This is a genomic window from Flavitalea sp. (assembly GCF_035489435.1).
In the GTDB taxonomy this organism is placed as follows: domain Bacteria; phylum Bacteroidota; class Bacteroidia; order Chitinophagales; family Chitinophagaceae; genus DATHKG01.
Window position 1 is genome coordinate 1 of the sequence record NZ_DATHKG010000013.1, and the last position, 12,207, is coordinate 12,207.

General features: G+C 42.3%; 8 protein-coding genes. 2 read left to right on the forward strand and 6 right to left on the reverse strand.

The features are described from left to right. Window positions 1-478: 478 nt before the first annotated feature. Together VK664_RS01165 and VK664_RS01170 are read right to left on the reverse strand one after the other, a co-directional pair. Window positions 479-2,074, reverse strand: a complete 1,596-nt coding sequence (locus tag VK664_RS01165) for an ATP-dependent DNA ligase (RefSeq protein WP_461396759.1) — start codon at window positions 2,072-2,074, stop codon at window positions 479-481. 2 nt (window positions 2,075-2,076) lie between these two features. After that, window positions 2,077-3,369 carry a ligase-associated DNA damage response exonuclease gene (locus VK664_RS01170; protein ID WP_461396760.1) on the reverse strand — a complete coding sequence of 431 codons (1,293 nt, stop codon included), beginning with the start codon at window positions 3,367-3,369 and terminating at the stop codon, window positions 2,077-2,079. Between the two features lie 259 nt (window positions 3,370-3,628). Between VK664_RS01170 and VK664_RS01175 the strand changes: the two genes are divergently transcribed. Then, window positions 3,629-3,931: a hypothetical protein gene (locus VK664_RS01175; protein ID WP_461396761.1), complete on the forward strand. Its 303-nt coding sequence runs from the start codon at window positions 3,629-3,631 to the stop codon at window positions 3,929-3,931. Here the strand turns inward: VK664_RS01175 and VK664_RS01180 are convergent. Then, window positions 3,915-5,099 (reverse strand): type 1 periplasmic-binding domain-containing protein, encoded by a 1,185-nt coding sequence (locus tag VK664_RS01180; protein ID WP_461396762.1) that lies wholly within the window; start codon window positions 5,097-5,099, stop codon window positions 3,915-3,917. The two genes, VK664_RS01175 and VK664_RS01180, sit on opposite strands and share 17 nt — an antisense overlap. A gap of 45 nt (window positions 5,100-5,144) precedes the next feature. Next, window positions 5,145-6,698: a glutamine-hydrolyzing GMP synthase gene (gene guaA / locus VK664_RS01185; RefSeq protein ID WP_461396763.1), complete on the reverse strand. Its 1,554-nt coding sequence runs from the start codon at window positions 6,696-6,698 to the stop codon at window positions 5,145-5,147. 168 nt (window positions 6,699-6,866) lie between these two features. Here guaA and VK664_RS01190 point away from each other — a divergent pair, with 168 nt between their 5' ends. Next, the gene (locus tag VK664_RS01190; RefSeq protein ID WP_461396764.1) at window positions 6,867-7,589 is read left to right on the forward strand and encodes a head GIN domain-containing protein; all 723 of its coding nucleotides are present in this window, start codon (window positions 6,867-6,869) and stop codon (window positions 7,587-7,589) included. 708 nt (window positions 7,590-8,297) lie between these two features. Here the strand turns inward: VK664_RS01190 and VK664_RS01195 are convergent. Continuing rightward, the gene (locus VK664_RS01195; protein ID WP_461396765.1) at window positions 8,298-9,596 is read right to left on the reverse strand and encodes an aminotransferase class V-fold PLP-dependent enzyme; all 1,299 of its coding nucleotides are present in this window, start codon (window positions 9,594-9,596) and stop codon (window positions 8,298-8,300) included. A 255-nt stretch (window positions 9,597-9,851) separates the two neighbouring features. Beyond that, window positions 9,852-12,167 carry a penicillin-binding protein 1C gene (pbpC, locus tag VK664_RS01200; protein WP_461396766.1) on the reverse strand — a complete coding sequence of 772 codons (2,316 nt, stop codon included), beginning with the start codon at window positions 12,165-12,167 and terminating at the stop codon, window positions 9,852-9,854. Between the last annotated feature and the right edge of the window lie 40 nt (window positions 12,168-12,207).

The window sequence follows — 12,207 nt, forward strand, 5'->3', positions numbered from 1 at the left end:
GCTGGCAACAGTAATTCAGAGAACGGTAACACAGCAATTTCATTTCAATCTCTGCAATGCCGATAATGTCAATGCCGGTTATTGCAATAAGTGAAAGTTGAATTATGTTGTACAAGTCGCAAATCCCTTAAGTGAACGAGATTAGAACGTGCAGGATGGGCCTGAGGTTGGTTTGATTGCCACCTTCGATTCCTGTTCGGAGTTACCGAAGCCGATCAGGGCCCAATGCCAGCTATCGCTACATGAATACCTAAAAAAGCCGATCAGGGAACAAAAAGCCGATCGGAGACAACGGCAGAGAGCGGCATAACGAAAGGTATTAACCAGGAATCACAGTGGCAAATCAAACCAACCGAAAGGCCCATCCGGCGAAGGGAAGAACCGAGTGAACGCCACGCACGCGCAAAATCAACGAAGCGACATTATAGAAGCGACATTATCGAAGCGACATTATCGAAGCGACATTATCAAAGCAGCATTATTTCCCGTAAATTTCAAGCATTTGTTTAAGATCCTCAATCGTATTGATCTCATCAGGCTTTTTGTCTTTCCTCCACCTCGATATCCTTGGAAAACGCAGTGCCACACCAGATTTATGACGATTACTAGCGGCTATACCTTCAAATGCAATTTCAAAAACCAGTTCCGGTTTTACAGTTCGGACCGGGCCAAACTTTTCAATGGAATGTGCCTTGACAAAGGCATCCACCTGGTTAAATTCCTTATCTGTCAGTCCCGAATAAGCTTTTGTAAATGAAACCAGCTTATCACCATCACGTACCGCGAAGGTGTAATCAGTGTATAAATTACTCCGCCGACCGGAACCTTTCTGTGCATAGATCATTACGCAATCAATAACCAATGGATCAATTTTCCATTTCCACCAATCACCGCGTTTTCGGCCAACCTGGTAAGTAGACATCTTACGTTTTAGCATGATACCTTCACTGCCCATGTCGCGGGAGCGGGTGCGCATTTCCGTTAGCTCCTCCCAGGATTTGTAATCGATTATTTCTGAAAGTATCAATGCCGGATGATTCGCTTCCTTTACAATTTTTTCAAGAATGGTTCTTCTTTCGATTAATGTCGATTCACGGAAGTCTCTTCCTTCATATTCGAGCAGGTCATAAACAAAAAATGTGATCGGCGTTTCAAGCAATTGTTTTTTTGTTAGGTTTTTTCGGCCGATCCTTGTTTGCAATAAAGCGAAAGGTAAAGGTTTTCCATCCTGGCTGGGTATAATCTCTCCATCCAGAACAACACCTTCAGGTAACAGTGTGCGAAGCGTGTCATACTCCGGAAATTTATCGGTCATCAATTCTTCACCCCGGCTCCAGACAAACAATTCGTTATTGCGTTTAATAATCTGACCGCGGATTCCATCCCATTTCCATTCGGCCTGCCAGTCTGCAGGCTCTCCCAGCGCTGTTGGATCTTCTTCAAGAGCATAAGCCAGGTAAAATGGGTAGGGTTTGGAATGATCTGCTGCTAATGCGTTTTCACTAAGTAAATCCTCGATGGTTGTGCTCATTGGGTTCCAGTTACCGCTGATACGGTGAGCTATAACCGAAGAAGGAAGACTTACTGTTTTTGATAATGCATTTACCATCATCTTTTGTGAAACCCCAATTCTGAAGCTACCAGTAATCAATTTGTTAAAAACAAAACGCTCAGCCTGGGTCATGCTGTTCCAGGATGATAAAATAAATTCCTTACGAACCTGTTCGGGTTCTTTGTCAATCACGGTAAGTTGTTCCAAATAATGATGAAGGGGATAAGAGGCTTCAGTGATCGTAGCTTCCGGGAGAAGCAGAGCAATTGTTTCACCCAGGTCGCCGACGGTATGATAACTTTCTTCCATCAGCCAGATTGGTAAGCCCACGATTTCTGCGCACCAGTTGAAAAGTTGAGTGGAGTTTACTGCGCGTTTTGGTCTTCTGCCACTGAAAATGGCAATCACCCAAACCTTGTCCTTAGGATTTGCTTTTGCAAAATAATCTGCCAGTGCTTCCAGCTTTTCATTCGTTTTTGTAGACGAACCAAGTGTAACCACCAGATCAGAAAATAATCGCATAGTTATTGATCTTTTGTTTTGTACTTATCAGAATCTACGTCACTATCATTCTTAAGGGGATCTACGTCACCACCATTATTAAGGGAATTTATTTTGCCCTCATTGCGAAGTTTTGTTTCATCACCTGAATTATGATCAATATTTTCTGAATTCATGTCGATATCTTCACTCGCATCGGTAATTTCTGTTTTGTTATTTGTTTCGTCGGTATCCTTCATTGTTTCACCGGCATAAGCTGTTCTGGCCGGGGCTAATTCAGCAGATGTGGTTTGGTTGCCTTCAGTGGCTTCATCATTTGAAGGAATAATTTCATCATCTTCCTTTCCAAACTCTGTTTTTACTTCGGCTGCTTCAATACCATATTCATTGAGGTAACGGCTAAGCACAGACTGGAATCCATGGGTCACAAATACTTTTTCCGCACCGGTGGCTTTTATTGATTCAAGCAATCCTTTCCAGTCAGCGTGATCGCTGAGTGCAAACCCGGCATCGGCATTGCGGCGTCTGACATTCCCTCTTACCTGCATCCAGCCGCTGCAGATCCCAACGGCATGTGGCCTGAATCTTTTTATCCAGGGTGTTCCATCGGCACTGGGCGGTGCAATGATTACTTTTCCTGTATATGCTTCTTTGGGAAGATCAGGCGTTACCCGTTTCACGTCAGGAAGCGCCCAGCCAGCTTGCTGAAGCGTTAAATGAGCGTTCCATATTGCACCATGTACATAGATATCGTTACATACCGCAGGTATACATTGCAATAAACGCTGGGCCTTACCAAGGCTATAAGCCAGCAAAACAGAAATTTTACCAGCTTCCCTGTTCGCAGTGATCCAATCCTGTATATTCTGGAATATTTCGTGTTGGGGTTTCCAATGATAAATAGGTAAACCAAAAGTTGATTCGGTGATAAATGTATTACATCTTACTGGCTCAAATTTGCCACTTAAACCATCATCTTCTGTTTTGTAATCTCCGCTTACTACCCAGACTTCGCCTTTGTATTCTACTCTCACCTGGGAAGACCCGATCATATGGCCAGCCGGATGAAGAGATATTTTTACTCCGTTCAGATAGGTGCTATCCTCCCATTCCATGCTTTGTACATTTACATCTCCCAAACGCAGGTACAATAACGGTTTGCAATCAGTATGGCAGAGATAGGAAGCCGATCCCCATCTCGCATGGTCACTATGCGCATGGGTAATGACCGCCCGGTCGACGGGAGCCCAGGGATCTATATAGAAATCGCCGGGGGAGCAATAAAGGCCCTTATTTGTAAATTCGATGAGTGCCATTTGATAGAAAAACTTAGGCTTATTAGTAAAACATACGCTTAATTGTAAAACTTATCCTTGATTGTAAAGCCTATGCTTAGGGACAGCAATAATTATTCCTTAGCGGAATATCTTTTACTTAGCCGAATATCTTTCTTTAGCGGAATATCTTTCTTTAGTGGAATATCTTTTTTCTTAGCGGAATACCTTTTTCCCTGGTGGAATATCTTTTCCCAGGCGGAAAATCTTTTGTCGCATGCTGGATTAACAAAATTACCCGTTGAAAGGAAATGCAAATAATTATTATGATGAGTTAAGTCAACAGCGTACTATAATGGATTATGTCAATAGCGGTAATCACGGCAACTACGGAGGTATTCAAGTCAGCTATGGAAATAATCAAGCCAGCCACGGAGGTAATCAGGTCAGCTACGGAAATAGTCAAGCCAGCCACCGAGGTAATCAAGTCAGCTACGGGAATAATCAATGCAGCCACGGAGGTAATCAAGTCAGCCATGGAAATAACCAAGTCATGCAAGGAAATAATCCAGGCAAGCCACGGAAATTTAGTAAACTGCTTTAAACAGGCCGTCAGTCTTCTTCACAAAAAACAATTTTTTGTTTTCGTAATAATCTGTTTTGCCGGTTTGCTTATTTAAGACGGGCTGTATATTAAAATCGTAAAAAATCTTGTATTTATCATTGCCCAGCTTTTGTTGAATTGTTGTATCACTTTTGTCCAATAGCAGGTGTGCAAACTGGTAAGTTGTTTCAAAGCCACGGAAAACCATTTCACCGGGCCGCACATAATTCTCACTGCTGTACTTTCGGTTCAACCTGGCAGCGGTACTATCAGAAGGTGCAATATAAAACGGGGTGGAATATATTATCTCAAGTCCCTTGTATAATGAACCTGAAAAGTTTACGGCATCCCAGTTGGGCATGCCCAACAGGATATTTGCATGCGTCCCGGCATTAAGTTCACTTAACTGGGCAGCCAGCCTCATACCGAAGTTTACATCAAGACTTGCCGACATTATGATGGTTGTTTTGTTGGGATTGAGCTGGGCAGAAACATCTTCAGTGGTGAATCCATCATTCAGCGTAACATATTTCAACTTGAGTGGAACAGAAGCAGTACTTTTTTCTATCGCTTTCAGATATGCATTGAGCCTGTCTTCCTGTGCACCTTTTTTGCGAAATACAACGATGGGGGACAAAGCATAATTCTTTTGCATGAAGCGGTATAAGCCTTCGCAATGAGTAAACAATGTTGAGTTAAGAATTACATACTGGGGATTGTCGGTAACACCAGCCTCATTCGGAAAATTGACATTGATAAAGGGAATGTTTTGCGCTTTTGCTGTATGAGCGAGCCACTGTGCATCAGCCATGTTTACATGCGCGAGTATAATATCGGTTCCCTGAAATTCAGGTTTATCTATGATATTCTGAAGCGCAGTTTTCCCAGACCTGGTATCGAAGATGTTTATATCAAGTTCCAGGCCTTGCTTCTGGATTGAATCTATTGCCAGCTGAACACCCTGGTAAAATTCCAACCCGGGTGAAATAAACTTTGGAAGCACCTTGCCAAATCTATAGTTACCTGATGCATCAAATGCTGAATCAAGATATAGGGGAGCAAACACCGAAATCTTGCGGCGTTCTGTAATTGAATCAGTCTGGGCTGATAACTGCAGAACAACTAAGCAAAACAGGCAGGACAAAATACCCCGATAAGATCCTAGCATAGAAAATCGTTGTTTAATGAGCTTATTCTTCCTGCTACAAAACGGTTACTCCCATTCAATGGTTGCAGGTGGTTTGCTACTTATATCATAAACCACCCTGTTAATTCCTTTAACATTATTGATGATATCGCCGGAAATAAAAGCCAGGAAGTCATATGGCAGATGTGCCCAGTCTGCCGTCATACCATCAACCGAAGTCACTGCTCTCAAAGCAATGGTAAATTCGTAGGTACGTTCATCGCCCATTACGCCAACACTTTTTACAGGTAATAATATGGCTCCGGCCTGCCAGACTGTATCGTAAAGTTTATGTTCTTTTAAAGCAAGTGTAAACCGATAATCAGCTTCCTGTAACAAAGCCACTTTTTCAGGTGTGATATCACCAAGGATCCTGATGGCAAGTCCCGGTCCGGGGAAAGGGTGCCTGTTGAGAAGATCAGCGGGGATACCAAGTTCTTTTCCCACTTTTCTTACTTCGTCCTTAAATAAATACCGGAGTGGCTCTACGAGCTCAAGATGCATGATATCAGGTAAACCACCCACATTATGATGTGATTTGATAGTAACCGAAGGTCCGTGAACGGAAATGCTCTCAATTACGTCCGGATAAATTGTGCCCTGGCCAAGGAGCTCAATACCTTCTATATGTTTTGCTTCTTCCTGGAACACATCTATAAACAGCCGGCCAATCGTTTTCCGTTTGGATTCCGGATCGCTTTTGCCGGCCAGTGCATCATAAAATAGTTGTTTCACATCAACCCCCTTAACGTTCAGCCCAATCTCATTGTAAGTCCTGAGCACTTGTTCAAACTCACCTTTTCTTAATACTCCATTATCCACAAATATGCCGGAAAGATTATCGCCAATAGCGCGATGAATAAGCGTTGCTGCCACGGTAGAGTCAACACCACCGCTCAGGGCCATGATCACTTTACGATTACCGATTTGTTTTTTGAGAGAAGCAACGGTATCTGTGATAAAATGTTCGGGTGTCCAGTCTTGTTTGCATCCACAGATGTCGACCAGGAAATTCTTAATGATTTTTTTGCCTTCTATTGAATGATAAACCTCCGGGTGAAATTGTACACCATATAACACAGCTCCTTCGGTTTTACGGAAAGCAGCAACAGGAATGCTCTCTGTTGTAGCCAGTAATTCAAAACCCGCGGGCAATTCCAGGATAGTATCGGCATGGCTCATCCAGACCTGGCTGGTTGCGCTGATATCTTTAAACAGAATATCCTGCTTTGTAGCATGCAAAAATGCCCTGCCGTATTCCCTTTTGTTGCTTTTTTCTACTTTACCTCCAAATTGTTTGGCCGCCAGCTGTGCGCCATAGCAAACACCAAGTACCGGTACGCGGTCAGTCATTGCAGTTATATCTACATATGGTGCGTTCGGATCATTTACTGAAAATGGCGAGCCAGATAAAATGACCCCCTTGATACCGGGATCGAAATTAATTTCTTTATGAAAAGGCGTGATTTCGCAGTAAATGTTCGCTTCCCGTACGGCCCTGGCTATCAATTGAGTGTATTGTGAACCGAAGTCGAGAATGATGATCTTTTCCGTCATGGTAGCGCGAAGGTAAAAAATCAATTTTAGATTTGCGATACAGCTATCTGTTTGTGTATTACTTATTAATTTTTTTAGTTAAATTAATTATGTTAGTTAAACGGCAAATAGCGTAACGTTTAGTACTTATCTGCGTCAAATGTGTGTTAGTCTAAAATATTTGATAATATTTGTATCGCTAAAACACATTATATGAGAAAGTTCCTGCTCTTCCTGTTATCCGTAGTCGTTTTAAGTTCCTGCCGTTTCGGTGGTGGCAAACGCGTGGAGGGTAACGGAAATATCAAGTCTGAAGAACGTTCAGTTGGTTCGTTTTCCGTAGTAGAAGTTCATGGTGCCATTGACGTCCACGTTAGCCAGGGTGACCTGAAACCCGTCCGGATAGAAGGTGATGAAAACCTGCTCGAGTACATAGAAATCAAGCAAAATGGTAATAAAATTGAGGTGAGAAGCCGGCGTGGATACAACCTCAGACCTACTTCAGATTTGAAAATCTATGTTACATCACCGAATTTTTCTGAAATTGGGGTTTCCGGTGCCTGTGATATCATTGGCGAAACAAAGATCAGTAATAATGATAAACTTAGTCTACACGTCAGTGGTGCTGGCGATATAAAAATGGAGGTAGATGTACCGGTGGTTACTACTGATATTTCGGGTAGTGGGTCGGTGAATCTAAAAGGGAAAACCCGTGATTTTTCGTGTGAGCTTTCGGGTGCGGGCCACGCGCGTTGCTTTGATCTCCTGACTGAAAACACGACAATCGAGATTTCCGGCGCAGGCGACGCTGAGGTTTATGCAAGCATGAAAGTGGATGCACAGGTTAGCGGCGCAGGTTCAGTGAAATATAAGGGCGAAGCCGCAACTGTAAATCAAAAAGTAAGTGGGGCAGGGAGTGTAAGAAAGGTGGATTAGATTTCAATACTGTCGAATTTGCTTCTATGAAGCTGGCTTCTTCAAAATGTTAGAGCTGACCTGATTGAAAGTATGGCTGATTGGCAAGAATACTTTATTACAAGAATCCTTAGTTAAATATGTATTAGGCAAAAGCCGGTTTTCCTGATTGGGATAACCGGCTTTTTGAGGTAACCTGAATAAATAAGATGCAAAAAGCTTTCTTTTATCTCCTGCTGATAAGCGCGAACGTCGCAGCGTTTTTTTTCATCGGGATGAGCTTCTTGTTTGCTTCAAATGCAAATGGAGAAGGTAGTCCTTTAGAGACAGAAACTCAGATGTTCTTAAGCTTAAGCCTATATGTATTTATTATAAGTTTAGTGTTTTCGGGTATTATCTTGCTTATTGGATTCCTGTTTAGGAAAAAATTAAACCTAAATTCAACAAAGCTGAAAAAAATATTCTTTTTCGAAATGGCGTTGTTTTTGGTGACTTACCTGAGTATCTACCTGTATCTTTCTTTAAGATTTTCTAGCTGAGCAAAAAACTTTTGCGACTTAACGAATTCAGATATATAAGTTCTTAATGCAATTAAGGAGTTAAATTTTATTAGTTGAGAGCGCTACCTGCCATCGACATTCAAAAATCTTCTCCTATCAATAGTGCAAATGAAAAGCTGGTTCTCTAAGGAACTCCTTTATCCGTGTTTCTTTTATCTGCTTACAAGTTTTAAGCCTTTTTTGAAGCAATCTCTTCCAGGGCTCTTACCAGCTTTTGAACATCCTGGATCGATGTATAAACATGCGGTGTGATCCTCACCGCTTTGATGTTTTCCCAGACAATATTTGTGCAGTGAATTTTATATTTACCGAAAAGGGCATTGTCAAGTTCGGTTGTTGTCATTCCATCGACGGATACACCACAAATGGCACAGGAGTACTGCGGTTTCAATGAGGTATGGATCTTTACCCGGGGAATTTCCTTCGCTCTCGTGGCCCAGTAATTCTTCAGGTATCTTATTCTTTCTTCCTTTCTTTTTGAGCCGATACCATTGTGAAAATTGATAGCCTCACCAATGCCCTGTTCAATCGGAAAGCTACGGGTGCCGAGCGTTTCAAATTTCCTGATATCCTTGCTTTTGGGTTTATCGTTACATAAGAGCGGCCAGATTTTTTCGATCTTATCTTTTTTTATCCATAACATGCCTGATCCGATTGGGGCACTCAGGAATTTGTGAAGACTGGTACCAAAATAATCGCATTCAAGATCCGGAATTTTGAAATCGATCAATCCAAAACTATGTGCACCATCAACCAAAACTTCAACACCTTTACTATGTGCCATGCGGGCAATCTTCTTGACCGGCATGATCTGACCGACCCAGTTAACTACATGGGTGATATGAACAAGTTTTGTTTTGGAGTTGATTGCGTTTTCGAAAGCTTTTACAATAGTGTCATCGTCTTCAATAGGAAAATCAAAATTAAGCTGGGTGTATTGTATTCCTTCGCGTAAAGCTCTTTGCCTCCAGGCTTGAATCATATTCGGGTAGTCCTGTTTGGTTCCGATCACTTCATCTCCTTTTTCAAGATCCATTCCATAGATCACCGTATTTAAAGCTTCAGTGGCATTGCGGTTTATGGCAATCTCTTCCGGATCGCAGCCGGCAAGTTCAGCGAGTTTTTCCCTGAGTGGTTCCCGGCCCTGGTCCAGGATCCGCCACATAAAATAGGAGGGAGCTTCATTGGAGAATTTGTTATATCGTTCCACTGCATCCTGCACGACTTTTGGTGAAGGACTTACACCGCCGTTATTGAAGTTGATAATATTTGGATTAACAGTAAAAGCTTGTTGGATAACGCTCCAGTAATCTTCATCACTTGCAGCCTGAAATGGATCGAGATCAGATATCCGGCTTGCTGCTTTTTCAATCTCTGCCGCATGAAGCTGGTTGAACAGGCTATTAGTCGAAAAAGCTCCTGCCATCAAACCGGCCTTATAAAAGAAATTTCTCCGCGAGTTAGTCATGAAAGGAAGTTATTACATTTTGATGAATATTGACGTCATGCGCCGCCGAAAATGCAGCTATCGGTTTCCAGATACAATAGCTTCCCTCTTTCACCTTTTAGGGTTGGTTTTAAAACCAAGTAATCAAAATCCAACTCAGTGATTAAATGTAATCAAACACTTAAACATTCACCCACTCAGTAACTTCGCTCATAACTCATAACTCATCACTCATAACTAAACTCACCACTTACCACTCACAACTCACCACTTTTTTTACAGGTCAACATATCTAATGACGATTCTTACATCGCGGTTCCTCCCTTTATCATCTGTACAGGAAATTTTAACCGGGCCTTCTTCCGGCATAAAAAATTGTTTGCTGCCCACTTCAGCAGTTTTGAAGAATTTATTGTTGATATACCAGTAGACTCTCGCCACATCGGCACCTGCACTGCAACTAAGCTGTATCGGCTCCGGATTTTTTTTACTGATAAGATATTCTGCACCATTTTTCGGAGAAACGATAGCCGGCCCATTTTCCTGGAAAACTTTTTCACATAATGGATTGTGTACAGGGATCCGGTTGTATGTGATCTCCCTTTCACCAAAATAAGCTAGCATATCCGGTGAGTAATTTCTGTACAATTTCTTTTTATACCCGCTTTGTGGAAGGCAGTTATGGCAATAAGATAATTTTTCATCTGCTGAAACAAAAATCTCACGCATATGGTCACATGTTTTTGTGGATGATACGAGCGGGAGATAATAGTCGTCGATAATATTTGTACAGAATTCTTCGGGTGGCAGGCCTGTTTCGGAACATACCAGCCTGTTTAAACAATCTTCCGGTTGCCTGAACCATTCCTGGTCACTGTCATAATCTATGGTATTAAAGATGCGGAAAAGTAAGGGAGTGGCTGTGTTTGCTCCGCTTAGAGAAGCAACTCCCGCTCCCGAAAAATTACCAAGCCATACACCTACGGTAAAGTTCTTATTATAACCTATGCTCCAGGCATCGCGGCGGCCATAACTCGTTCCCGTTTTCCAGGCGATTTTTGGCATATGCTCAGTGCTCTGCCAGTTGAGTGGAAAATCCGGCCGGTTGACCTTTGATAGAATCTCGTTGATCATAAAAGTAGCGGCAGGACTACAAACCCTGCGCGAACCGGACTGCTTCGCGTCTGCTGTTATTACAGGCTTTATAAAGTTGCCATCATTTGCAAAGGCACTATAGAGGCCCGTTAATTCCTCCAATGTTGTTCCACAACCTCCGAGGATCATGGATAATCCAAGCTTCCGCTGATCTTTTTTAACCTGTTCAAATCCGCAGATTGCCAGCTTATCTATCAGTTTATCTTTGCCAAGTCTTCCCAATGTTTTAACCGCCGGTATATTCAGTGAATGTTCAAGCGCGAAGTCCATCGCAACCTGTCCATTAAATTGTCTGTCGTAGTTTTCCGGCGCATAACCGGCATAGTTGATCGCTACATCGTTGATAATTGTTTTGGGGGTGAGAAAACCTTCGTCTATACTCATCGCATAAACCAGCGGTTTCAGTGTGCTTCCCGGCTGCCTTACAGCTGCAGCACCGTTTACCTGTCCACCATCCGTGCTGTCAGCAAAATCCGCAGATCCGAGATAAGAGATAATTTTATGTGTCCTGTTATCTATCACGACTACGGCGGCATTCATGATTTGTTGCAATCGATAGGTCCTGGAATAGTCGGCCACTATCTTTTCAATATTGGATTGGGTGTTCAGGGATATGTTTGTGTGGATATCAATGGCGCCTGAAGATCTGAGCTTTTGGGAAAGATGTGGCAATAATTTTGGAACCTGGTTTCTTGAAGCAGTCAGCGGTTCCTCTAAAGCGTCAGAAATCTCCTTTGCAGTAAAGACTTTTTCTTCACGGAACCAGTTCAACCATTTATTTCTTTCAATAATGATGCGATCATTGTTTTTGCCAATCACCAGCGAAGAGGGCCGGTTTGGTATGATGGACAAAGCCGTAATTTCCGCAAGTGAAAGATGGTCAGGATTCTTTTTGAAATATAAGATGGCCGCAGATTTCACCCCTTCGATGTTTCCACCATATGGAACCAGGTTAAGATAAAGCTGAAAAATCTCCGTTTTAGAATACTTTAGTTCAAGTTGAAAGGCCCTGAAAATTTCGACAAACTTATTGAGATAAGTGCGCGGCTTAGGTTCCAATGCACGGGCCACCTGCATAGTAATAGTGGAAGCGCCGGAGGTTCTTTTACCACGGAAAATATTTTTTGTAAACGCCCGGAAGATGGCAACCGGGTTAACACCGGGGTGACTATAAAAATACCGGTCTTCTTTATAAAGGATGGTCTTTTTCAGCAAAGGTGAAATTTCTTCCAATGACGTTTTTAACCGCCATTTCTGATCTGGTGTCAGGTAGGCATGAATAAGCTCCCCCTTGTCATCATAAACTGCGGTTGAGTAATCTAACTTATCAGGCAAAGGAAATATCAGGCTGAAAATAAAAAATGCCAATACCAGGCCTACAACGGTAATCAATCCGCCGAAAAACAATTTTTTTAACCGGGGAAATTTTTTCTTCATTTCAGTTGCAAGGTAAATTTCAATTGCATGGTAAATATTG